Source organism: Aeromicrobium sp. A1-2 (genome assembly GCF_003443875.1).
GTDB lineage: Bacteria > Actinomycetota > Actinomycetes > Propionibacteriales > Nocardioidaceae > Aeromicrobium.
Genome location: NZ_CP027482.1, coordinates 402,233 through 425,767, shown reverse-complemented (window position 1 = coordinate 425,767; position 23,535 = coordinate 402,233). Strand labels below are relative to the sequence as shown.

Annotated in this window: 22 protein-coding genes and 2 pseudogenes; 14 read left to right on the top strand and 10 right to left on the bottom strand. The window is 67.5% G+C overall.

The genetic code is table 11. The annotated features are described in order from the left end of the window. Nucleotides 1-17: 17 nt before the first annotated feature. The 3 genes from C6I20_RS02130 to C6I20_RS02120 are packed head-to-tail and all read right to left on the bottom strand — an operon-like array spanning nt 18 to nt 3,437. Entirely contained in the window at nt 18-764 is a 747-nt protein-coding gene (locus C6I20_RS02130) for a succinate dehydrogenase/fumarate reductase iron-sulfur subunit (RefSeq protein WP_118394453.1), read from the bottom strand. Beyond that, complete coding sequence (locus tag C6I20_RS02125) at nt 761-2,713, bottom strand: fumarate reductase/succinate dehydrogenase flavoprotein subunit (RefSeq protein ID WP_118394452.1); 1,953 nt, start codon at nt 2,711-2,713, stop codon at nt 761-763. The genes C6I20_RS02130 and C6I20_RS02125 overlap by 4 nt, the downstream gene beginning before the upstream one ends. A gap of 1 nt (nt 2,714) precedes the next feature. Then, nucleotides 2,715-3,437 (bottom strand): succinate dehydrogenase cytochrome b subunit, encoded by a 723-nt coding sequence (locus C6I20_RS02120; protein WP_254052213.1) that lies wholly within the window; start codon nt 3,435-3,437, stop codon nt 2,715-2,717. An 86-nt stretch (nt 3,438-3,523) separates the two neighbouring features. Here C6I20_RS02120 and C6I20_RS02115 point away from each other — a divergent pair, with 86 nt between their 5' ends. Beyond that, on the top strand, nt 3,524-4,429 hold the full coding sequence (locus C6I20_RS02115) for a LysR substrate-binding domain-containing protein (protein WP_118394451.1): 906 nt from the start codon (nt 3,524-3,526) through the stop codon (nt 4,427-4,429). 13 nt (nt 4,430-4,442) lie between these two features. On the opposite strand, the gene C6I20_RS02110 is transcribed toward C6I20_RS02115, so the two are convergent. Together C6I20_RS02110 and trpS are read right to left on the bottom strand one after the other, a co-directional pair. Continuing rightward, a complete protein-coding gene (locus tag C6I20_RS02110) occupies nt 4,443-4,967 on the bottom strand; it encodes a 2'-5' RNA ligase family protein (protein WP_118394450.1) in 525 nt (174 codons plus the stop codon). Continuing rightward, nucleotides 4,964-5,986, bottom strand: coding sequence for a tryptophan--tRNA ligase (gene trpS, locus C6I20_RS02105; RefSeq protein WP_118394449.1), 1,023 nt, complete (start codon nt 5,984-5,986; stop codon nt 4,964-4,966). Before trpS ends, C6I20_RS02110 begins: the two co-directional genes overlap by 4 nt. 53 nt (nt 5,987-6,039) lie before the next feature. On the opposite strand from trpS, the gene galK reads away from it, so the two are divergent. The 5 genes from galK (at nt 6,040) to purU (ending at nt 11,678) form a co-directional block, all read left to right on the top strand. Continuing rightward, a complete protein-coding gene (galK, locus tag C6I20_RS02100) occupies nt 6,040-7,137 on the top strand; it encodes a galactokinase (protein ID WP_118394448.1) in 1,098 nt (365 codons plus the stop codon). A 20-nt stretch (nt 7,138-7,157) separates the two neighbouring features. Next, nucleotides 7,158-8,006 (top strand): prephenate dehydratase, encoded by an 849-nt coding sequence (locus C6I20_RS02095; RefSeq protein WP_118394447.1) that lies wholly within the window; start codon nt 7,158-7,160, stop codon nt 8,004-8,006. After that, entirely contained in the window at nt 8,003-9,133 is a 1,131-nt protein-coding gene (locus C6I20_RS02090; protein WP_162891068.1) for a GNAT family N-acetyltransferase, read from the top strand. The genes C6I20_RS02095 and C6I20_RS02090 overlap by 4 nt, the downstream gene beginning before the upstream one ends. Before the next feature lie 141 nt (nt 9,134-9,274). After that, nucleotides 9,275-10,792, top strand: a complete 1,518-nt coding sequence (locus C6I20_RS02085; protein ID WP_118394445.1) for an MFS transporter — start codon at nt 9,275-9,277, stop codon at nt 10,790-10,792. Between the two features lie 40 nt (nt 10,793-10,832). Next, nucleotides 10,833-11,678: a formyltetrahydrofolate deformylase gene (purU, locus tag C6I20_RS02080; protein WP_118394444.1), complete on the top strand. Its 846-nt coding sequence runs from the start codon at nt 10,833-10,835 to the stop codon at nt 11,676-11,678. Here the strand turns inward: purU and C6I20_RS16995 are convergent. From C6I20_RS16995 to C6I20_RS02070, 3 genes and pseudogenes are all read right to left on the bottom strand, one after another. Further along, nucleotides 11,679-11,875 (bottom strand): annotated as a pseudogene (locus tag C6I20_RS16995) (polyphosphate kinase 2); the annotation flags it as partial. A 71-nt stretch (nt 11,876-11,946) separates the two neighbouring features. Then, nucleotides 11,947-12,261 (bottom strand): annotated as a pseudogene (locus tag C6I20_RS17810) (DUF222 domain-containing protein); the annotation flags it as partial. Next, nucleotides 12,258-12,638 carry a hypothetical protein gene (locus C6I20_RS02070; RefSeq protein ID WP_162891067.1) on the bottom strand — a complete coding sequence of 127 codons (381 nt, stop codon included), beginning with the start codon at nt 12,636-12,638 and terminating at the stop codon, nt 12,258-12,260. The gene C6I20_RS02070 and the pseudogene C6I20_RS17810, both read right to left, overlap by 4 nt. A gap of 326 nt (nt 12,639-12,964) precedes the next feature. On the opposite strand from C6I20_RS02070, the gene C6I20_RS02065 reads away from it, so the two are divergent. The 4 genes from C6I20_RS02065 to C6I20_RS02050 are packed head-to-tail and all read left to right on the top strand — an operon-like array spanning nt 12,965 to nt 16,613. Further along, nucleotides 12,965-14,002, top strand: a complete 1,038-nt coding sequence (locus tag C6I20_RS02065; RefSeq protein WP_254052212.1) for a sulfate ABC transporter substrate-binding protein — start codon at nt 12,965-12,967, stop codon at nt 14,000-14,002. Next, on the top strand, nt 13,999-14,835 hold the full coding sequence (cysT, locus tag C6I20_RS02060; RefSeq protein ID WP_118394441.1) for a sulfate ABC transporter permease subunit CysT: 837 nt from the start codon (nt 13,999-14,001) through the stop codon (nt 14,833-14,835). The genes C6I20_RS02065 and cysT overlap by 4 nt, the downstream gene beginning before the upstream one ends. Beyond that, on the top strand, nt 14,828-15,655 hold the full coding sequence (locus C6I20_RS02055) for a sulfate ABC transporter permease (protein WP_118394440.1): 828 nt from the start codon (nt 14,828-14,830) through the stop codon (nt 15,653-15,655). The genes cysT and C6I20_RS02055 overlap by 8 nt, the downstream gene beginning before the upstream one ends. Next, complete coding sequence (locus tag C6I20_RS02050) at nt 15,645-16,613, top strand: sulfate/molybdate ABC transporter ATP-binding protein (RefSeq protein ID WP_118394439.1); 969 nt, start codon at nt 15,645-15,647, stop codon at nt 16,611-16,613. The genes C6I20_RS02055 and C6I20_RS02050 overlap by 11 nt, the downstream gene beginning before the upstream one ends. On the opposite strand, the gene C6I20_RS02045 is transcribed toward C6I20_RS02050, so the two are convergent. Beyond that, nucleotides 16,603-17,778, bottom strand: coding sequence for an MFS transporter (locus tag C6I20_RS02045; protein ID WP_254052211.1), 1,176 nt, complete (start codon nt 17,776-17,778; stop codon nt 16,603-16,605). The two genes, C6I20_RS02050 and C6I20_RS02045, sit on opposite strands and share 11 nt — an antisense overlap. 167 nt (nt 17,779-17,945) lie before the next feature. Between C6I20_RS02045 and C6I20_RS02040 the strand changes: the two genes are divergently transcribed. Next, entirely contained in the window at nt 17,946-18,329 is a 384-nt protein-coding gene (locus tag C6I20_RS02040; RefSeq protein ID WP_118394438.1) for a hypothetical protein, read from the top strand. Between the two features lie 40 nt (nt 18,330-18,369). Here the strand turns inward: C6I20_RS02040 and C6I20_RS02035 are convergent, their stop codons facing one another. Beyond that, entirely contained in the window at nt 18,370-20,604 is a 2,235-nt protein-coding gene (locus tag C6I20_RS02035) for an NADP-dependent isocitrate dehydrogenase (protein WP_371682675.1), read from the bottom strand. 136 nt (nt 20,605-20,740) lie between these two features. On the opposite strand from C6I20_RS02035, the gene aqpZ reads away from it, so the two are divergent. The 3 genes from aqpZ (at nt 20,741) to C6I20_RS02020 (ending at nt 23,488) form a co-directional block, all read left to right on the top strand. Then, nucleotides 20,741-21,448, top strand: coding sequence for an aquaporin Z (aqpZ, locus tag C6I20_RS02030; protein ID WP_118394436.1), 708 nt, complete (start codon nt 20,741-20,743; stop codon nt 21,446-21,448). Between the two features lie 66 nt (nt 21,449-21,514). After that, complete coding sequence (locus C6I20_RS02025; protein WP_118394435.1) at nt 21,515-21,958, top strand: Fur family transcriptional regulator; 444 nt, start codon at nt 21,515-21,517, stop codon at nt 21,956-21,958. A gap of 27 nt (nt 21,959-21,985) precedes the next feature. Then, nucleotides 21,986-23,488: a catalase gene (locus tag C6I20_RS02020; RefSeq protein ID WP_118394434.1), complete on the top strand. Its 1,503-nt coding sequence runs from the start codon at nt 21,986-21,988 to the stop codon at nt 23,486-23,488. Nucleotides 23,489-23,535 lie beyond the last annotated feature (47 nt).

Below are 23,535 nucleotides of genomic sequence, written 5' to 3'. Positions count from 1 at the left end.
CCTCACATCAGGGACCGTCAGGCCTTGCCCTTGGCGAGCGCTCCGAGGAGATCGCGGTTGAGCTGGCTGATGGTGTCCAGCGGGATGCCCTTGGGGCAAGCCGCCGTGCACTCGCCGATGTTGGTGCACCCACCGAATCCCTCGTGGTCGTGCTGCTCGACCATGCCGATGACCCGCGAGTCACGCTCGGGCTGCCCCTGCGGGAGCAGGCCCAGGTGCGTGATCTTGGCGGCAGTGAACAACATGCCCGAGCCGTTGGGGCACGCCGCGACGCACGCGCCACATCCGATGCACGCCGCCGACTCGAACGCGTGGTCCGCATCGTCCTTCGGCACGGGGAGGTTGTTGGCCTCCGGTGCCGAGCCGGTGGGGGCGCTGACGAAGCCACCCGCCTGAATGATGCGGTCGAACGCACCACGGTCGACGACGAGGTCCTTGATAACCGGGAACGCGCCGGCTCGCCACGGCTCGATGTCGATGACGGCACCGTCCTCGAAGCTACGCATGTGCAGCTGACAGGTCGTGGTGACCTGCGGCCCGTGGGCCTGCCCGTTGATCACCACACCGCATGCACCACAGATGCCTTCGCGGCAGTCGTGGTCGAACGCGATGGGGTCGTCGCCAGCGAGCGTGAGCTGCTCGTTGAGGACGTCGAGCATCTCGAGGAACGACATGTGCTCGCTGACGTCCTCGACGCCGTACGTGACCATCTTGCCCTTGTCGTCGGCATTCTTCTGACGCCAAACCCGCACGGTGATGTTCACTTGTAGCTCCTGGCCTTCATCTCGACGTACTCGTACTCCAACACTTCCTTGTGCAGGACCGGGGTGTCGCCACCGAACTCCCACGCAGCGACGTAGGCGAACTCGTCGTCGTTACGCAACGCCTCGCCGTCCTCAGTCTGGCTCTCGGCGCGGAAGTGACCGCCACACGACTCGCGGCGGTGCAGCGCGTCGATGCACATCAGCTCGCCGAGCTCGAAGAAGTCGGCAACCCGACCGGCCCGTTCGAGCGTCTGGTTGAGCTCCTCGTTGGTGCCCGAGACCTTGACGTTCTGGTAGAAGTCGGCCTTGAGCTCGCGGATCAGGCCGATCGCCTTCGTCAGACCCTCCTCCGAGCGCTCCATGCCGCAGTATTCCCACATGATGTGGCCGAGCTCCTTGTGGTAGGAGTCGACCGTGCGGTTGCCGTCGATCGCCAGGAACATCTCGATCCGGTCGACAACGGCCTGCTTGGCCGCGACGACCTCCGGGTGGTCGTCACCGACCGGCTCGAACGGGCCGTCGGCGAGGTAGTTGGCCACCGTGTTGGGCAGGACGAAGTAACCGTCGGCCAGACCCTGCATCAGCGCCGAGGCGCCCAGCCGGTTGGCACCCTGGTCGGAGAAGTTGGCCTCACCCGTGACGAAGAGCCCCTCGAGGTTGCTCTGCAGGTCGTAGTCGACCCACAGGCCACCCATCGTGTAGTGGACCGCCGGGTAGATGCGCATCGGCGTCTTGTAGGGGTCCTCGCCCGTGATCTGGGCGTACATGTCGAACAGGTTGCCGTACTTGGCGACCACCGTGTCGAGCCCGAGGCGCTTGATTGCGTCGGCGAAGTCGAGGTAGACACCCAGCCCGCCGGGGCCGACACCCTTGCCGTCGTCACACTGGTACTTCGCGGCACGCGAGGCGATGTCGCGGGGCACCAGGTTGCCGAACGCAGGATAGATGCGCTCGAGGTAGTAGTCGCGCTCGTCCTCGGGAATCTGGTCGGGCGAACGCTCGTCGCCGCCCTTCTTGGGCACCCAGATGCGACCGTCGTTGCGCAGCGACTCCGACATCAGGGTCAGCTTGGACTGGTAGTCACCCGAGACCGGGATGCAGGTCGGGTGGATCTGCGTGTAGCAGGGGTTGCCGAAGTAGGCACCCTGGCGGTGCGCACGCCACGTCGCCGTCGTGTTGCAACCCATCGCGTTGGTCGACAAGAAGTAGACATTGCCGTAGCCACCCGTGGCGAGCACGACGACGTCGGCGGTGTGCGTCTCGATCTCGCCGGTGACCATGTCACGGGCGACGATGCCGCGGGCCTTGCCATCCACCATGATCAGCTCGAGCATCTCGTGGCGCGTGTTGACCTCGACGGTGCCGGCAGCCACCTGGCGCTCCAGCGCCTGGTAGGCACCGATCAGCAGCTGCTGGCCGGTCTGGCCGCGGGCGTAGAAGGTACGCGAGACCTGGACGCCACCGAAGGAGCGGTTGTCGAGCAATCCCCCGTACTCGCGGGCGAATGGCACGCCCTGCGCGACGCACTGGTCGATGATGTCGACCGAGACCTGCGCGAGACGGTAGGAGTTCGACTCGCGCGAGCGGAAGTCGCCACCCTTGACCGTGTCGTAGAACAGCCGGTAGATGCTGTCGCCGTCGTTGCGGTAGTTCTTGGCGGCGTTGATGCCGCCCTGCGCAGCGATCGAGTGGGCCCGCCGCGGGCTGTCCTGGTAGCAGAAGCTCTTGACGTGATAGCCGCCCTCGCCGAGGGTCGCGGCGGCCGAGGCGCCGGCGAGACCCGTGCCGACCACGATGACGCTGAGCTTGCGACGGTTCGCCGGGTTGACCAGCTTGGCGCTGAACTTGCGCTCGTCCCAGCGCTTTTCGATCGGGCCTGCGGGCGCCTTGGTGTCGGCGATGTCCGCGCCGACGGCGTGGAACTGCTCGGGAACGTTCGTTTCAGCCATGTCAGCCTCCCAGACCGAAGAAGAGGATCGCGGTCGGCGGCGCGAGGAAGCCGATCGTCAGGACCACGGCGATCACGATCGCCGCGGTGTTCCACACCGACGCCGAGCGGGTCGGGCTGTGGTTCTGACCCAGCGTCGTGAAAGCGCTCCAGAACCCGTGCCACAGGTGGAACCCCACCGCGATCATGGCGACGACGTACGCGATCCAGACCCAGGGGTTCTCGAAGGTGTTGTGGAGCTTGCCGTAGGCGGTGTCCGCCCGGCCACCGGGGTGGATGTCGTTCGTCGTCAGGTTGAGGATGTGGAAGACGATGAACAGCGCGATAGTCACCCCGCCCCAGCGCATCGTGAACGAGGCATAGCTGCGCTGGATCCCGGCCTTGTTCTGCTTGGTCTGGTAGCGCGTGTTGCCGACGTAGCCGGCCGCCTTCTTGTTGCGCCGCCACAGCGTGATCGCCGCATAGGCGTGCATCAGGACAGCCGCAAGGAGCACGACGCGGACGATCCAGAGCAGACCCTCGTGCGGGAGGATCGGCGTGCCGATCGTCCGGAGGTGCTCGGCGTACTCGTTGAACGAGTCGGGACCCGCGAAGGCCTTGAGGTTGCCGTACATGTGCAGGATCAGGTAGCCCACCATGATGAGCCCTGACACCGCCATCGAATACTTGAGCGCGACGGTCGATTGCTTCGCCGACGCGCGCTTCAGATTTTGGGTAGTCGCCACCCGCACACACTAGAACGCGAAGTCGATATGCGCTAAGTCATAGTGAGGGCAGGGTTCATAGCCGTTGGCTATGGAAGAATGGCGGCGTGCAGATCCAGCAGCTGACCTATTTCGTCGCCGTGGCCCGAACCCGGCACTTCACCAGGGCCGCGGAGGTGACCGGCGTGTCCCAGCCCAGCCTGTCCAAGCAGATCCGGGTCCTGGAGAACTCCCTCGGCACGCCACTGTTCGTGCGCAACCGCGGCGCGATCGAGCTGACGAGCGCCGGTGAAGCCCTGCTCCCCCACGCGCAGCGCATTCTGATCGACGTAGAAAGCGCAGAGCGCACCGTCCACGAGGTCGCCAGCCTGCGGCGCGGGCGGGTACGACTCGGCGCGACACCCTCGCTGTGCGACGGATTGCTGCCGGAGGCACTGACCCGGTTCCACGACTCGCACCCCGACATCGACCTGGAGGTCCAGGAGGCCGGATCGCAGGTCCTCACCCAGGAGCTGTCTCAAGGTCGGCTCGACGTGGCACTGCTGATCGTGCCGCTGCACACCCACGATCCGGACATCGAGACGACACCGGTCCTGCGCGAGCGACTCGTGCTCGCCAGCCGGGCCGACGCGGCAATGCCCGCGAGCATGGGCGTCGCCGACCTGCAAGACCTGCCCCTCGTGATGTTCCGCGAGGGCTACGACCTGCGCGACGTCACGTTCCGCGCGTGCGAGGCGGCTGGATTCGAGCCTCGGCTCGCGGTCGAAGGCGGCGAGATGAGCGCCGTGCTGAGCTTCGTGCAGGCCGGCCTCGGGCACGCGGTCGTGCCGAGCATGGTGCTGGCGACCCGCCCACTGCTGCAGGCCACGCCGCTGGATGACCCTCCACTGGACCGGGTCATCGCACTGGCCCACCGCAGCTCGGAGGCGCTCCCACTCGCCGCGCGCGCGTTCAAGGCTGAGCTGCTCGAGCACCTCACGACGTTCGCCGGCGGCGGCCTGGAGGTCGTCTGACCTCGCTGAGCGACTACTGACCCAGCAGGAAGTCGCGCTGCGGCACCCAGCCCTCGACCTCGTCATGGAGGTAGAGGGCGAATGAGTCGACCGTGAAGGTGCAGTCAAAGTCACCGAGCGCGTCGTAGGCGCGGTCCAACCCGGTGTCGTCCAGGTTGTGCGCGACCGTGACATGGGGATGGAACGGGAAGTCCGGCTCCGGCACGTCGAGCGTGCGGCGGATGCATCCCGCCAGCAGCTCGGTCTGCGAGATGCCCTCACTGACCGTGACGAACACGACCGGCGACACCGGCCGGAAGGTGCCGGTCCCGCGGAGCCGCATCGAGTACGGCGACATCGTCGCTGACGCCCGCTCCAACGCCGTCGCGACGTCGACAAGCCCGTCCGGCTCGCACGGCACCGGCGGAATCAGGGTGATGTGGCTGGGGACGGTGCTGGCCATCGGATCCCCGAAGCCGGCCCGCTCGTCCTGGAGCTGGCTGCCGAATGGCTCCGGCACCGGGATCGAGATCCCGATCAGCAGCTGGTGCTCGCTCATGCGCGACGCACGAACCCGGAGCGCTCGTAGACCAGGTCGAGGGTCACGCTGGCGACCTCGCGGGCCCGGTCAGCACCCGCGGCCAGGATGCGGTCGAGCTCGGCCCGGTCGTCGAGCAGCTCACGCGTACGGTCACCGAACTGGCCCACGAAGTCCGCCAGCAGGTCACCCAGGGCGACCTTGAGGTGGCCGTACTGCTTGCCCTCGAAGTCCTTGACGATCGACTCGATCGGCTCGTCGGTGAGCGCGGAATACATGGACAGCAGGTTGGAGATTCCGGGCTTGGACTCCGGGTCGAACCTGATCTCGGTGCCGGAGTCGGTCACGGCCGAGCGCAGCTTCTTGGCGACCTGCTTGGGTGTGTCGGTCAGGTCGACAACACCAGCGTGCGACTGGTTGGAGCCGCTCATCTTCGATGTCGGGTCCTGCAGGTCGTAGATCTTGGCCGATGCCTTGACGATGTGCGCCTCCGGCACCGTGAACGTCTCGCCGAAGCGATGATTGAAGCGCTGCGCAAGGTTGCGGGTCAGCTCGACGTGCTGGCGCTGGTCCTCGCCGACCGGGACCCGGTCGGCCTGGTAGATCAAGATGTCGGCGGCCATGAGGATCGGGTACGTGAACAGCCCGACGCTCGAGGAGTCGGACCCGCTCCGGGCCGACTTGTCCTTGAACTGGGTCATGCGGCTGGCCTCGCCAAATCCCGTGATGCCGCCCAGCACCCAGGCAAGCTGCGCGTGCTCGGGCACGTGGCTCTGGACGAACAGCGCACTCCGCTCCGGGTCGACTCCGGCGGCGAGCAGCTGTGCTGCGGCGATGTAGGTGCGTTCACGCAGCATCGCCGGCTCATACTCCACCGTGATGGCGTGCAGGTCCGGGACGAAGTAGAACGCCTCGAACTCGTCCTGCAGGCCGACCCACTGCTTGAAGGCGCCGAAATAGTTGCCGAGGTGGTACGAGTCGGCAGTCGGTTGGGCTCCGGACAGCACGCGGGGACGACGGTCAGCGGACATGGAGGGCATTCTGCCAGCCGCGCCGATCGTCGATGACAAGGCCTTCTCGATAGGGTCGACCCGTGACTGACGTACACCGGTGGGAAGTCCCCGGCCGGGTGAACCTGATCGGTGAGCACCTCGACTACAACGGCGGGCCCGTCCTGCCGATCGCGATCGACCGATCCCTGACGATCAAGGTCCGGTCCAGGGACGACGCCGTCGTCAATCTGTGGTCGGACCTGCCGGGGTCGACCAAGGTGAGCTTCGGGACCGGCGTCCAGCCCGGCGAGGTCGAGGGCTGGGCGACGTACGGCGCCGGCATGGTCTGGAGCATGACGCAGGCCGGGCACGACATTCCCGGCGCTGACATCGTCGTCGAATCGCGCCTGCCATCGGGCGCCGGCCTGTCTTCGTCTGCGGCCCTGACCTGCGGTATCGGCGCAGCGTTGAACGAGCTGTTCGGGCTCGGGCTCGACCGCACCCGGATCGCCCAGCTGGCGCAACGCGCGGAAACCGACTTCGCCGGCGCTCCGGTCGGCATGATGGACCAACTCACAGTGCTCCTCGGCGAGGTAGACCACGCAGTCCTGATGGACACCTCGGTGTCACCCCCAACGACCACGACCGTCCCGGTGACCTGGGAAGAGGACGGGCTGACCATGCTGGTCATCAACACCGGCGCGCACCACGCCCTGGCCGACGGCGAGTACGCAGCGCGGCGCGACGAGTGCGAGCGTGCCGCCGCCGAGCTCGGGCTGGAGTGGCTGAGCGACGCGACACTGGACGCGACGGTCCGGCTGACCGACGACACCCTCAAGGCCCGCACCCGCCATGTGCTGACCGAGACCGCACGGGTGCGCGGCGCCGTCAGTGCGATCAACCGGCGAGCCTGGGCCCAGCTCGGCACGATCCTGACTGCTTCGCACGCTTCGCTGCGCGACGACTTCCAGGTCAGCTGCCCCGAGCTCGACGTCGCGGTCGAGGCGGCCCTCGAGGCCGGGGCCCTCGGCGCCCGGATGACCGGCGGCGGATTCGGCGGCAGCGCGATCGCCCTGCTCCCGATCGACCGGCTGTCGGCGGTGCGCGAACGCGTCGAGGCGCGCTACGCGTCGCACCAGTGGAAGCCCCCACAGACCTTCGTCGTCCACGCAGCCGACGGCGCACACCGCGTCACCTGACTCTCTGGAAGACTGGACCCGTGAGCACCCAGAACCGGATCGCATACCAGGGCGAGCCCGGCGCCAACTCCCACATCGTCGCGCGTGAGCACTATCCCGACTGGGAAGCCGTGGCGTGCGCATCGTTCGAGGACGTCTTCGCTGCGGTGGCCGGCGGTGACGCCGATCTGGCCATGATCCCGATCGACAACTCGATCGCCGGACGGGTCGCCGACATCCACCACTTCCTGCCGACCTCGGGGTTGCACATCATCGCCGAGCACTTCCTGCGGATCCAGTTCAGCCTGCTCGGCGTGCCGGGCTCGAGCCTCGACACGATCAAGACCGTGCACAGCCATGTGCACGCTCTCGGCCAGTGCCGCAAGAGCATCCGCCGGTTCGGGCTCACCCCGATCATCTCCGGCGACACCGCCGGCGCTGCGCGAGAGATCGCCGACGCGAACGACCCCAGCCAGGCCGCGATCTCGCCTCCCCTGGCCGCCGAGATCTACGGGCTCGACGTCCTGGCGACCGACATTGAGGATGAGGACCACAACACGACCCGGTTCGTCGTGCTCTCCCCCGAGCCTGCCCGGGCAGCCGCAGGCAACGGCCCGACCGTCACGAGCTTCATCTTCAACGTCCGCAACCTTCCGGCCGCTCTCTACAAGGCACTCGGCGGGTTCGCCACCAACGGCGTCAACATGACCAAGCTCGAGAGCTACATGGTCGACGGCTGGTTCACGGCGACCCAGTTCCTCGCCGAGGTCGACGGCCACCCGGACGACCCGGGCCTCGCCCGCGCGCTCGAGGAGCTCACCTTCTTCACGACCGAGGTCAAGATTCTCGGGGTGTACCCCGCCGACCCGTTCCGATCGTTGGCCCCGTGAGCAGGCCGCCCGTCGGGATGAAGTGGCCGCTCACGGTGCCCGTCCTGAGCGATGGGGTCGTGACCCTGCGCGCGCATGTCCCGGCCGACATCGACTCGATGCTCCAGATGGCCAATGACGCAGAGATGATCCGCTGGACCGCGATCCCGACTCCACACACTCGCGAGATGAGCGAGCAGTTCGCGTTCAACATCATCCCGCGCGGCTGGGACGACGGGACGCATCGCGGCTGGGCGATCGAGGCCGAGGACGATACCGGTCGCGCCCGGTTCGCCGGCAACATCGACGTCCGGCAGTCCCCCATCGCGGATATCGGCTTCGCTCTGCACCCGTGGGCCCGCGGCCGCGGGCTGATGGCGCGCGCGGTTCGCCTGGCCGTCGACTGGGCGCTCAACGAGGGCGGCATCGAGATCGTCCACTGGCGCTCGCACGTCGGCAACACAGCCTCGTTGCGGGTCGCCCACCAGACGGGGTTCTCGCTGCACGGCCTCACCCCAGGGATGCTCCACGAGCGCGGCCGGGTGCTCGACGCATGGACCGGATCGATCCGCTTCGGTGACATCCCGGTGCCGCAGACCCGCTGGGCCGAGTCGCCCGTGCTGGAGTCCGGTCGGCTGCGGCTGCGTCCGTTCACCGATGCCGACCTGCCGCGCATCGTCGAGGCCTGCAGCGATCCGCTCTCCCAGCGCTTCCTCACCGGGCTACCCCATCCCTACACGCCCGCAGTCGCCCGCAGCTACGTCGCGGACTGCACGTGGCAGGCGGCGATCGGAGCCAAGGCCACGTGGGCCGTCGCCGACCTCGAGACCGACGAGCTGATGGGCAACATTGCCGTCATGGACCTTGCGGGCGTCAACCCGACGGCCGGCGAGATCGGCTACTGGGCCCACCCCGCCGCCCGTGGTCGCGGGGCCATGACAGAGGCGACCCAGATGGTCGTTCGCCATGCCTTCGACGCCGATGGCCTCGATCGTCGCCGGCTGGTGCTCTACGCCGCGGCCGACAACGCCGCCAGCAACGCCATCGCGCAGGCCGCGGGATTCACCCGCTACGGCACGCAGCGTGCTGCCGAGCGACTGGGCGACGGGTCGTACGACGACCTGCACGGCTACGAGCTCTTGCGCTGAACCACGGACCTGTCAGCCCTAGTCGCCAGACTGGTTGCACGACACGACCATCTTGCGGGTCATACTTGAACGACCAGCTGCTCACGGCGTTGCGCTCCGCCACCTGACGCGCCTTCATTCCCCTGCACGCAAGGAACACACATGGCATCCCCCCAAGGCCAGAAGACCGATCTGCCCGAAGGCTACAAGCCATGGCCCGCACTCTGGGCCATGGTCATCGGCTTCTTCATGATCCTGGTCGACAACACGATCGTGTTCGTCGCGACACCGGCGATCGCTCGCGATCTCAACGCCGACGCCAACGCCGTCATCTGGGTCACCAGTGCCTACCTGCTGGCGTACGCCGTGCCCCTTCTGGTCACCGGCCGGCTCGGTGACCAGTTCGGGCCCAAGCGGGTCTACCTCGTCGGGCTCACGATCTTCACCCTGGCCTCATTGTGGTGCGGGCTGACCGGCTCGATCGAGATGCTGATCGTGGCTCGGGTCGTGCAGGGCATCGGCGCTTCGCTGATCACGCCCCAGACCATGGCCGTCATCACCCGCACGTTCCCTCCGGCCAAGCGCGGCAGCGCGATGGCCCTGTGGGGAGCGACCGCCGGCGTCGCAACACTCGTCGGCCCGATTCTGGGTGGAGTCCTCGTCGACAGCCTCGGCTGGGAGTGGATCTTCTTCATCAACGTCCCGGTCGGCATCGTCGGCTTCATCGTGGCGGTCCGACTCGTGCCCGTGCTGAAGACGCACCCCCACACCTTCGACCTCCTGGGCGTCGCCCTGAGCGGGCTCGGCATGTTCCTGATCGTCTTCGGCATCCAGGAGGGCGAGAAGTACCACTGGGGCACGATCACGGGCATCATCAGCGTGCCGCTGCTGATCTCGCTGGGACTCCTGCTCTTCGCGGCCTTCATCTGGTGGCAGAGCCGGATCAAGCGCGAGCCCCTCGTGCCGCTCGGACTGTTCCGCGACCGCAACTTCTCGCTCGGCAACGGTGGCATCGCCCTGGTGTCGCTCGCGATCACCGCGATGTCCCTGCCGATCCAGTTCTACGCCCAGGGCGTACGCGGCTGGAGCCCCACGCAGGCCGCGCTCCTCATGGTGCCGATGGCCGTCGTGCTGATGGTGCTCTCGCCGTTCGTCGGCAAGCTCGTCGACCGGGCGCATCCGCGCAACATCACCCTCGTGGGCTTCAGCACTGCGGCGATCGCGATGCTGTGGCTGTCACTGATTCTGACCCCGACCACCCCCGTGTGGCAGCTGCTGCTGCCGATGGCGCTGTTCGGCGTCTCCAACGCCTGCCTGTGGGCGCCGCTCAGCGCAACCGCCACCCGCAACCTGCCGATGGCCTCGGCGGGCGCCGGCGCCGGCGTCTACAACACGACCCGCCAGATTGGCGCGGTGCTCGGCAGTGCCGCGATCGCCTCGCTCATCGAAGCGCGGCTGGCGGCCAACGCGCTCGGCGGTTCCTCGGGCGACTTCTTCTCACAGAAGGGCCCGATGCCGGCCCAGGTCCAGGGGCCGTTCGCCGATGCGATGGCCCAGTCGCTGCTGCTGCCGGTCTTCGCGTTCGCGATCGGCATCGTCGCGGTGCTGTTCTTCGCAGCGCCGTCCCACGAAGGCCGTCGCGAGGGCCCACCCGTCGCCGCGCCCGTCACCGCCAAGTAGCACCGGACCGACGACACCCGCGCACATCTAGAGTGGGCGGGTGCCTTCGTCCTTCGTCCTGACCCTGTCCTGCCCTGACCGACCCGGGCTGGTCTATGCCGTGAGCGGCTGGATCGCCGGTTCCGGCGGCAACATCCTTGACAGCCAACAGTTCTCCGACACCAGCGACGCAGAGTTCTTCCTGCGGGTCCACTTCACGATGCCGGTCGAGACCTCGGCCGCTGCGCTCGGCGAGCGGTTCGCGATTCTCGCGGACGAGCACCACATGGCATTCCGGTTGGTCGCCGCCGAGACGCCGACTCGGACCCTGGTCATGGTGTCGCGCGAGGGTCACTGCCTCAACGACCTGTTGTATCGGCAGAGCGCCGGTGGCCTCAACATCCAGATCCCCGCCGTGGTGTCCAACCATCGCGATCTCGAACGACTGGCCGGTGCGTACGACGTCCCCTTTCATCACGTGCCGGTGGACGACAAGGCCAAGGCTGAGGCCCGCCTGCTCGAGCTCGTCGACGAGCTCGACGTCGATCTGGTGGTGCTCGCGCGCTACATGCAGATCATCACCGACGACACGTGCCGCACGCTCGAGGGCCGGGCCATCAACATCCACCACAGCTTCCTGCCGAGCTTCAAGGGCGCGCGCCCGTATCAGCAGGCTCACGACCGGGGCGTCAAGCTCATCGGCGCCACGGCCCACTACGTCACCGCGGCCCTGGACGAGGGCCCGATCATCGACCAGGGCGTCCTGCGGGTCGACCATCGGATGACCGCCGGCGACCTGGCCCGGATCGGTCGCGACGTCGAGGCGCAGACGCTGTCGCGCGCCGTCCAGCTGCATGCCGAGTCGCGGGTGCTGATGAACGGCCCCCGGACCGTGGTCTTCGACTAGCTCCGTGAACCGACTGATCGTCCCACCCTTGCCAGCGGCGTCCCGACCCTCGAACACCACGACGAGCCGGCCGCCGGTGCCGTTGATCCAGTTCTGCGGCTTGAGCAGCTCGATCTGGAGGAACCGCTTCTGCGGGTCGTAGTCCCGCAGCGCCATACGTCGGTCGTGCGGGGGTATCCCTCGCACCACGTGTCGACGGGATGCCGCCGTCGCGCTGGTCCATCGCTCGACGCTGCTCACGGTTGAAGCAGCGTTCCTTGCGCCCGCAGCCGAGGGGGAGGGAGGTCCCGTTGAAGACCATCGGCAGCAGTCCTTGTTCGCACGCCATCCGCCGCACCTTGCCGGCGGCGACCCGGCATCCGGTTGACAGAGTGCCGGCCCTGATTCCGTCGATCAGGCTCTTCAGATCAATGCTGATGGCGAGCGTCACCCCGACCCCGGCCGTCTGGGGAAGCTTGTCGCCAGGCAGATGCTCGATGAAGGCGCAGAAGGCTTCAGCCAGCTGCTGACCGTAGGTGGGGCGTGCGTCGAAGACCGCGGCAGCAGGATCATCCTCGGGGTTCTTGACCTGAGGAGCGTTCATCGCCTCGAGCAGCTATTCAACATTGCCGCCTGCGCCTCGGGGATGACCAACTCCCCCTTGAAGGTGCCGTCCTTGCGGTCTGCCATCCAGAAGTACGAGGCCCTGCGCGCCGCGGTCTCCCGATTCTCAAGGATCGCGTCCTCGTGAGCGTCGACGTCGTCGGGCGCGAAGGTGTCGGTGATCCGGTCCGCACGACGGGAAAGGCCCTTGAGGGTCATCGTCTGCGCATCGTCGAGCAGTTGCGTCTCGCACGCCGCGATCTGCTCGTTCACGGGCAGCTCGTCGTAGGTGCTCAATGACATGGAGTCGAGCACCGCAGCAGCCCGGGCGAGGGCGTCTGGATCTCGTGACGACGACCGGTGCAGCGCCTCGCACATACATTCGCTTCTAGTCGAGGACGTGTCCCGCCACAACAGCCAGGTCTGGATCTATTCACGACGATTCCAGTCAGAACCACGTAACGAGAAGCCCCCCTGCTTCCGGCCTGGAGACGCCCTCGGAGGCAGCTCAAACGACTCCGCGGACCGATACGGCGACCTCGGTTGAGGCTCGGCCGAGCCCCCTGTCGGCAGCGGGTGAGAAGCAGTAATTCTCACCGCCCGATCACACGTCCCACATCATGGAACCTCGAAGCACGGCCAGATTTCGTCCCTAGGTTGAGGTTCGACGCGTCAGCCTCGCGTCCCACGACCAGGAGCTCTCCGTGCTGACCAGACGCGCCCGACCGATCAGGATCCTCGCCACCTCGGCCGCCGTCGCCGTCCTGACCGCGTGCGCCCCTACCAGCGGGAGCACCGACCAGGGCACCTCGTCGACGACGCTGTCGCTGGTCGCCTACTCGGTCCCCAAGGCCGCAGACAGGGCGCTCGAGAAGGCGTTCGCCGACCGCCAGACCGGCGACCAGGTCGCGTGGCGGGAGTCGTTGGGGGCCTCCGGTGACCAGAGCCGGGCCGTGGCCAACGGGCTCAGGGCCGACTTCGTGCACTTTTCCCTGACCCCCGACGTGACCCGTCTGGTCGACCAAGGACTCGTGGCCGACACCTGGAACGACGGCACCAACCAAGGCATCATCAGCACCTCGGTCGTGGCCATCGTCGTACGCAAGGGCAATCCCCTGCACATCACCTCCTTCGCCGACCTCGCCAAGCCGGGCATCGACGTCGTGACGCCCAATCCGGGATCCTCCGGCTCGGCCAGGTGGAACATCCTCGCGGCCTATCAGTCGGTGATCGCAGGCGGCGGCAGCCGGGCCGACGCACGCACGTACCTCACGAGGCTGTTTGCGAACGTCGCCGCGTTGCCCGGCAGCGGGCGCGACGCGACCACGGCATTCACGAGCGGGACCGGAGACGTGCTGCTGTCGTACGAGAACGAGGCGATCCTCGCCCGACAAAGTGGCGAGGAACTCGACTACCTCGTCCCGAGCGACAACCTGCTGATCGAGAATCCCGGCGCGGTGACAACGAACGCTGCCCCAGCAGCACAGGACTTCCTGGACTTCGCGCTCAGCGCGACGGGTCAGGGCATCTACGCCGCGCACGGCTTCCGACCGTTGGCCTCGGTCGCCGGAGTCGACACCTCGGATGTCAAGGGCGCGAACGACCCCCGGGATCCGTTCCCCGCGATCGACAAGCTGTCCACGATCGATGAGACCTTCGGCGGCTGGCACGCCGCCAATGCGACCTTCTTCGGCGACGACGGCATCATCACCCGGATCGTCGCGCAGTCCGGGAAGTCATGACGACGCTCGCCCGCGGGCAGACGCGCACGCGGCGCACCCGTACGCACTCCTCGCTGACCCGGACCTCGGCCCTCGGCCTGGGCCTCGCGCTGAGCTGGTTCAGCCTGCTCGTGCTGATCCCGCTGGCCCTCGTCGTGATCCAATCGGTCGACGGCGGCTGGCAGACCTTCCGGGACACCCTCACAGACCCCCAGACCGCGGCTGCTCTCCGGCTCACCGTGACCCAGGCGACCTACGTCACGCTGATCAACGTCGTGATGGGCACACTGATCGCGTGGGTGCTCGTCCGTGACACGTTCCCCGGCAAGCGACTGCTCGAGGTCATCATCGACATCCCGTTCGCGCTACCGACGATCGTCGCCGGCCTGGTGCTGCTGAGCCTGTACGGCCCGTCCAGCCCGCTCGGCATCAACGTCGCCAGCACCGGGCGATCGGTCTTTCTGGCGCTGCTGTTCGTGACGCTGCCGTTCGTGATCCGCACCGTGCAGCCCGTCCTGATGGAGCTCGACCTCGATGTCGAGGAGGCCGCGGCATCCCTCGGCGCGAGCCGCGCCACGACGCTGCGCCGCATCATTCTGCCAGCGCTCGCCCCTGCCATCACCGCCGGAGCCGCGCTCTCGTTCGCCCGGGGCATCAGTGAGTACGGCTCGCTGGTGCTGCTGTCAGGCAATCTGCCAAACCAGACCGAGGTGGCGTCGGTCCGCATCCTGACGTACATCGAGAACGGCGACGCGGCCGCGGCCGCGTCGGTCGCGGTGATCCTGCTCGTCATCGCGCTGCTGGCGATCGTGCTGCTGCAGGTCCTGACCCGGGTGGCGGCCCATCGTGGCTAGCCGGATCGCGACCCCGACGGCCGGGACGTACGTCCGACGCGCGATTGTCGCCGCGTACCTTTTCTTCCTGATCGTCTGGCCAGTGTCACTCGTCGTCGTCACAACCTTCGACGGCGGGCTGGGCAACCTCCGGGGCGCGCTGTCCGACCCCGAGGTGACGTTCGCACTGCAGCTCACGATCTACGTCGCGCTGTGGGCCGTCGCGATCAATACAGTATTCGGCGTCGGGATCTCGCTGCTGATGGTGCGATACGACTCCCCCGGCCGCGGGGTCCTGTCGGCCCTGATCGATCTGCCGTTGTCGGTTTCGCCCGTCGTCGTGGGGCTCGCGCTTCTCCTGGCCTACGGCAGCACCAATGGCCTGCTCGGACCCGAGCTCGACCGCGCCGGCATCCAGATCGCGTTCGCCCCGCCGGGCATCATCTTGGCCACGGCCTTCGTGAGCCTGCCGCTGGTCGTGCGCGAGCTCGTGCCCGTCCTGCAGGAGATCGGCACCGAGCAGGAACAGGCCGCTCGCAGCCTCGGGGCCGGGCCCCTCCAGACCTTCCGCCGGATCACGCTCCCCTCGATCAAGTGGGCCCTGATCTACGGCGTCGTGCTGAGCCTGGCCCGCTCGCTCGGAGAATTCGGCGCGGTCAAGGTCATCTCCGGCAATATCGCCCAGCAGACCCAGACCGCGACGCTCGTCGTCGAGGAGAAGTACCAGGACTTCGAGCAGGGATCGGCGTACGCAACGTCGTTCCTGCTTGCACTGATCGCGGTCGCGGCGCTCGTCGTTGTGACCATCCTCCGACCCAAGGACGAGACCGATGGGGATTGAGATCCGCGGGATCAACAAGGCATTCGGCGACTTCGTCGCGCTGCAGGACATCAACCTCAGCATTCCCAGCGGACAGCTCACGGCGCTTCTCGGACCCAGCGGCGGCGGCAAGTCGACCCTGCTCCGGATCATCGCCGGGCTCGAGTCCTCCCACAGTGGCAGCATCGTGATCGAGGGCCGCGACACCACCAACGTCCCCGCCCAGAAGCGCAACGTCGGGTTCGTGTTTCAGCACTACGCCGCGTTCAAGCACATGACGGTCGCCAAGAACATCGCCTTCGGGTTGGAGATCCGCAAGACGCCCAAGGACGAGGTGCGACGCCGGGTCGACGACCTGCTCGAACTCGTGCACCTCGAGCAGTTCGCCGACCGGCTGCCGGCGCAGCTGTCGGGCGGCCAGCGCCAACGGATGGCCCTGGCCCGAGCTCTCGCGATCGAGCCGAGCGTGCTGCTGCTCGACGAGCCCTTCGGTGCACTGGACGCCAAGGTGCGCAAGGAGCTGCGGAACTGGCTACGCCGACTGCACGACGAGGTGCACGTGACGACGGTTTTCGTGACGCACGACCAGGAGGAGGCCCTGGAGGTCTCGGACAGCCTGGTCGTGATCAACGAGGGACGCATCGAGCAGATCGGCTCGCCCGACGACTTGTACGACCGACCCGCCAGCGACTTCGTCCTGTCGTTCCTCGGCCCCGTCACGCGCCTCCGAGACCGACTGATTCGACCCCACGACATCGACATCACCCGCTACGAGCACGCCGCTACCGCCTCCGGCCCGATCACCCGATGGACCCGGGTCGGCTTCGAGATCAGGCTCGAGGTGACGCCCGACGACGTGCTCCACCCCGACCCCGTCCAAGTCGTGATCACCCGGGCCGAGGCCACGGCGCTGCAGCTCCACCTGGGCGACCTGGTCTGGCTCCGCCCGCGTGTGGGAGCCGAGCAGGTCAGCCGCTGACGACCGCCCGCGCGGTCTCGGCGGACCGGCGCTGGACCGTCAGCCCGACCGCGAAGATCAGCAGGCCCAGGCTCGCCAGGACGACCCCGACCAGGCTCGTCGCGCGATAACCGTGTCCGGCCTCAATGATGACCGCACCGAAGAACGCGCCGAGACCGTTCGCGACGTTGAGCGCCGAGTGGTTGAGGGCGGCGCCCAGCATCTGTGCATCGCCGGCGGCATCCATCAGTCGGATCTGCAGATTGATCGCGACGATCGAGCCGAGGGCGCCGACGCAGAACACCAGCACCAACATCGGGACGGCGAACGAGGCAACGCCGTAGAACACCGCGAGCACGACGATCGTCGCGGCGAAGCCCAGCAGCACCGAGCGCTCGACATTCCAGTCGGCCATGACGCCGGCGACCCACGAGCCGAGGACCGATCCGATGCCGAACGCCAGCAGGCCGACCGCGATCCAGCTCCTGGAGAGCTCCGTGACGTCGGTGATGATCGGCGCGATGTAGCTGTACATCGCGAACAGCCCACCGAAGCCGACCATCCCGGCCGACACCGCGAACAGCACCTGCGGACGTCTGAGCGCCGCCAGCTCGCGGCGCAGCGAGGCACTCTTGTCCGGAGCCGAGTGCGGCACGAACAGCGCGATCATTGCTGCAGCAGCGATCGCGATACCCAGCACCGCCCAGTACGCGCTGCGCCAGCCGAGTCCCTGCCCGAGCAGCGTGCTCGCCGGGACTCCCACGACTGTCGCGACGGACAGCCCGAGCATTACCGAGCTGACCGCGCGCCCGCGCAGCTCAGGACGTACGAGCGAGGCAGCCAGCAGAGAGGCGACACCGAAGTACGCCCCGTGCGGGAGCCCCGCAACGAAGCGGGCCAGGAGCACGGGCACGTAGCCCTGCGCGACCGCCGTCAAAGCGTTGCCGACACCAAGCGCCAGGATCAGCCCGATCGCGAGCTCGCGCTTGGGCAGACGCGCGCCCAGCGACACGATGATCGGGGCACCGACCACGACGCCGAAGGCGTACGCCGTGATGATGTGGCCCGTAGCGGGAATCGACTGACCGATGCCATCGGCGATGTCGGGCAGCAGGCCCATCGTCATGAACTCGGTAGTGCCGATCGCAAAGCCACCCAACGCCAGGGCGAGCAGGGCCAAGGTCACGTGCTTCGTGCTGGCCGCGGGCGGAGATTCGAGAGTTGTCACTAGGTGCTCAATCTATCGGCTCCGGCGTGTTGTTCCCGACGTGAGGCGACTCACCCCTTGGCGCCACGCGCAGTAGCTGCGCGAGGAGGCCCCGGGACATTCTGGGCCGTCGTCAGCCCGAGTGATTGGCCAACCAGGAACGCTCGACCAGCGCCGCGAGGACCTCCTGGTCGAGGTCAGCCATCCGCGTCGGCATCGGCGAGGCCGCCGTGCGGATCCTCGAGGACATCGGCCGGGTGTCGTCGGATGTCGTGGCGAGGCAGGCCACGCTGCTCGGGGCGTGCGCCTCAGGGCGCCGATCGGTCCTCATCACACCAGACTCCGCGGACCCCAACGACGCAGCCATCGCACTGCTCACGGGCAAGGGGTTCACGGTCCAGTATTCGTCGGAGGTCGGCGCCGACGCCACGGCCTCGCTGCAGTCCGACCGCTGGGATGTGCTGATGAGCAGCTCCGACGTCGGTGGCGAGCTCACCACCACCTACATCGTCGCTCCCCGGTCCTCCTGACGGCTGCACGCCGTCAGGAGGCTCGGAGACGAGCCGTGGTTCAGCCCAGCCGTGCGACGAGGCCCTGGAGCACCTCGGTGAACGTCCCGGACGGCCGCATCACGGCGTTGACCTTGGCGTCGTCCGGACGGAAGTAGCCGCCGATGTCGGCGGGGCTTCCCTGCACCGAGAGCAGCTCGCCGTTAATGGTGTCCTCGTTCGAGGTCAGCGCCTCGGCGACCTCGGCGAATCCGGCCGCCAGCTCGGCGTCCTCGGTCTGCTTGGCCAGCTCCTGCGCCCAGTAGAGCGCGAGGTAGTAGTGGCTTCCGCGGTTGTCGATCTCGCCGACCTTGCGGCTGGGCGACTTGTTCTCGTCCAGGAACGTGCCGGTGGCCCGGTCGAGGGTGTCGGCCAGGATCTGCGCGCGGGCGTTGCCGGTCGTGGTCGCCATGTGCTCAAAGCTCGAGGCGAGGGCAAGGAACTCCCCCAGGCTGTCCCAGCGGAGGTGGTTCTCCTTGATGAGCTGCTGGACGTGCTTGGGCGCCGACCCGCCGGCGCCGGTCTCGAACAGCCCTCCGCCGTTGATCAGCGGGACGATCGAGAGCATCTTCGCGCTCGTGCCGAGCTCGAGGATCGGGAACAGATCGGTGTTGTAGTCACGGAGCACGTTGCCGGTGACCGAGATCGTGTCCTCGCCCCGCCGGATGCGATCGATCGAGTACTGCGTCGCGTCCGCCGGTGACATGACCTCGATCGTCAGGCCCTCGGTGTCGTGATCGGGCAGGTACGCCTCGACCTTGGCGCGCAGGTTGACGTCGTGGGCGCGGGTCGGGTCGAGCCAGAACACCGCGGGCGTCGCGGAAGCGCGGGCACGAGTCACGGCGAGCTTGACCCAATCGCGGATCGGCACGTCCTTGGTCTGGCAGGCGCGCCAGACGTCGCCCGGCTCGACCGAGTGCTCGATCAGCACGCGCCCGGCACCATCGACCACCTGGACGGTGCCGCCGGTCTGGATCTCGAAAGTCTTGTCGTGGCTGCCGTACTCCTCGGCCGCCTGCGCCATGAGTCCGACGTTGGGCACCGAGCCCATCGTGGTGGGGTCGTACGCGCCGTTGACCCGGCAATCGTCGATGACGGTCTGATAGACGCCGGCGTACGAGCTGTCCGGGATGACCGCAAGCGTGTCGGCCTCATCGCCGTCGGGCCCCCACATGTGGCCCGAGGTGCGGATCATGGCGGGCATCGACGCGTCGACGATGACGTCACTCGGCACGTGCAGGTTGGTGATGCCCTTGTCGGAGTCGACCATCGCCAGGGCGGGGCCGTCGGCGATGCCGCGCTCGAACGCGGCCTTGATCTCGGCACCGTTGGGAAGCGCGTCGAGACCCGCAAGGATGCCGCCGAGGCCGTTGCTCGGGCTGAGTCCGGCCGCCTCGAGATCCGCACCGTACTGCTCGAACACAGCGGGGAAGAACGCCTTGACGACGTGGCCGAAGATGACCGGATCCGAGACCTTCATCATGGTGGCCTTGAGGTGCACCGAGAACAGGACACCCTCGGACTTCGCCCGGGCGATCTGCTCGGTCAGGAACGCGTCGAGCGCGGCGGCCCGCATCACGGTGCCGTCGATGATCTCGCCGGCCAGCACCGGGAAGGCATCCTTCAACGTCGCGGTCGAGCCATCGTCACCGATCAGCAGGATCGCGATCGTGCCGTCGGACTCGATCACGACCGACTTCTCGTTCGCGCGGAAGTCGTCTTGTGCCATCGTCGCAACGTTGGTCTTGGAGTCGCTGCTCCACGCACCCATCGAGTGCGGGTGCTTGCGCGCGTAGTTCTTGACCGAGGCCGGGGCACGTCGGTCCGAGTTGCCCTCACGCAGGACCGGGTTGACGGCGCTGCCCTTGACCTTGTCGTAGCGGGACCGAGCGTCACGCTCCGCGTCGGTCTGGGGGTCGTCGGGGTAGTCCGGAAGCGCATACCCCTGGGACTGCAGCTCGGCGACAGCCGACTTGAGCTGCGGGATCGAGGCGCTGACGTTGGGCAGCTTGATGATGTTGGCCTCGGGCTGCTTGGCCAGCTGACCGAGCTCGGCGAGCGCATCGTCGACCTGCTGCTCGGCGGTCAGGTGATCGCCGAACAGCGAGATGATGCGACCGGCCAGGGAGATGTCCCGGGTCTCGACCTCGACGCCGGCGGTCGAGGCGTACGCCTCGATGACCGGGAGGAAGGAGTACGTGGCCAGCATCGGCGCTTCGTCAGTGTGGGTGTAGATGATCTTGGCCATGAGTGGGATGACTCCTACGGGTGGTTTCCACAAGATTGTTTTGACATCAAGATATCTCACCGACTCGATTCGTCCCAGCCTCCCCCACACCTGCGCAGCAAACCCCTAGCCTGTGATGCAGGTCACACCCATGCAGGAGGCTCCCATGTCCGCTCCCACGATGTCCCACCGCCTCGGCGCCGAGACGCTCGGCACGTTCTGGCTCGTGCTCGGCGGAGTCGGCACGGCAGTGCTCGCCGGAAGCAGCAGCGGGGTCGGCACGCTCGGTATCGCCCTGGCCTTCGGCCTGACCGTGGTGACCGGCGCCTACGCCTTCGGCCACATCTCCGGCGGCCACTTCAACCCCGCGGTGACCGTGGGCCTGGCCACGGCCAGACGCTTCGACTGGAAGGACGCGCCCGGCTACTTCGCAGCGCAAATCGTCGGCGCGACAGTCGCTGGCGCGGTCATTCTCGCGATCGCATCCGGCGCCGACGCCTTCGACGCCCGGGCCAGCGGCTTCGGCACGAACGGGTACGGCGACCGGTCACCTGGCGGCTACAGCCTGCTCGCGGTGATCATCACCGAGATCGTGCTGACCGCGTTCTTCCTGTACGTGATCTTCGGCGCGACCGCGAAGAGGGCCGCGGTCGGCTTCTCCGGCCTGGCGATCGGCCTCGCGCTGACCCTGATCCATCTGATCTCGATTCCGGTCGACGGTACGTCGGTCAACCCGGCGCGGTCGCTGGGTGTTGCCTGGTTCGCTGGCAACGATGCGCTCTCCCAGGTCTGGGTGTTCATCCTCGCGCCGGTCATCGGCGCAGCGATCGCCGGCATCACCCACGTACTGATCGTCGGCGAGGATCACGACTGACGAGTGGACCCAGATCACGAATGCTGCTGTCTTGACTGATTCAAAAGAACGACTAGTGTCGGAGTCATGTCCCCGACCCAGCTCTCCGCCGATCCGGCCGAGCTGCGCGCTGAGTTGCAACGGGCCGGGCTGAGGGTCACAACCCCGCGGGTTGCGGTCCTGGCCGCCCTGACGACACAGCCCCACTCGGGCGCCGACACGATCTTCCGGACGGTCCTCGACGACCTGCCGACGACCTCGGTGCAGGCGGTCTACGGAGTGCTCGGCTCGCTGACCGACGCGGGCCTGCTGCGCCGCATCGAGCCGGCCGGATCGTCGGCGTTGTACGAACGGCGCACCGGCGACAACCACCACCACCTCGTCTGCACCTCATGCAGTGCCGTCGAGGATGTCGACTGCGCGACGGGCGAGGCCCCGTGCCTCACTCCATCGCAGTCACACGGATTTGCCATCGACCAGGCCGAAGTGACGTTCTGGGGCCTGTGCCCCACATGTCAGTCCGGTCACTGAAACCGCACACCCACTGAAGGAGAACTCATGACCGAGACACCTCGCCCCTCCACGGGCTCGACCACCGGAGTCGGCGCACCTGCGCCCAGCGACCGCAACACTCTTAGCGTCGGCGCCAACGGACCGCTGCTGCTGCACGACGTGCACTTCCTCGAGCAGATGGCGCACTTCAACCGGGAGAACGTTCCTGAGCGTCGCCCGCACGCCAAGGGTGCCGGCGCCTTCGGCACCATGGAGGTGACCGAGGACGTCTCCCAGTACACCAAGGCCTCGCTGTTCCAGCCCGGCGCGAACACCGACCTCCTGCTCCGCTTCTCGACCGTCGCCGGCGAGCTCGGCAGCCCCGACACCTGGCGCGACGTGCGCGGGTTCTCGATGAAGTTCTACACCGACGAGGGCAACTACGACCTCGTCGGCAACAACACCCCGGTCTTCTTCCTGCGCGACTCGATGAAGTTCCCGCACTTCATCCGTAGCCAGAAGCGCCTGCCCGACTCGGGCCTTCGCTCGGGCCAGATGCAGTGGGATTTCTGGACGCTCAACCCGGAGTCGGCCCACCAGGTCACGTACCTGATGGGCGAGCGTGGCCTGCCCCGCACGTGGCGACACCAGAACGGCTACGGCTCGCACACGTACATGTGGGTCAATGCCGCCGGCGAGAAGTTCTGGGTCAAGTACCACTTCCACACCGAGCAGGGCATGGAGTTCTTCAGCAACGAGGAGGCGGCCAAGGTCGCCGGCGAGAACGCCGACTTCCACCGCGAGGACCTGTTCGAGGCCATCAAGAAGGGCGACTTCCCGAGCTGGAAGGTGTCGGTGCAGATCATGCCGTTCGCCGATGCCGCGGACTACCGGTTCAACCCGTTCGACCTGACCAAGGTGTGGCCGCACGCTGACTACCCGCTGATCCCGGTCGGGAAGTTCACCCTCAACCGCAACCCCGACAACTTCTTCGCTCAGATCGAGCAGGCGGCCTTCTCCCCCGGCAACACCGTGCCCGGCATCGGCCTCTCGCCCGACAAGATGCTGCTGGGTCGTGCGTTCGCCTACAACGACGCCCAGCGCAACCGCATCGGCACCAACTTCCACCAGCTGCCGGTCAACCGTCCCAAGGACGGAGTCCGGGTCGACAGCTACCTGTTCGACGGCCAGATGGCCTACGAGCACTCCGGTGCCGCGCCCGTGTACGCCCCCAACAGCGAAGGCCGCGGCTGGTCCGACACGACCGGGCCCGCGGAGGACGGCTGGGAGACCGACACCGAGATCGTGCGCAGCGCGTACGTCCTGCACGCCGAGGACGACGACTTCGGCCAGGCCGGCACGCTCGTCCGCGAGGTGTGGAACGACGCTCAGCGCGACGCTTTCGTCGAGACCGTCAGTGGCGCGCTCGGCGGCGTCACCGGTGACGTGCTCGAACGCGCCTTCGCCTACTGGAAGAGCGTCGACGCCGACACCGGCAAGCGGATCGAGGACGCCGTGCGCACGTCCGGCACCATGACCGCACCCGGCATGGGCGCGGCCAACGACTGACCTCGACAAACAGGTAGTGCGCAGCCGCCCCCGGGGAGATCCCCGGG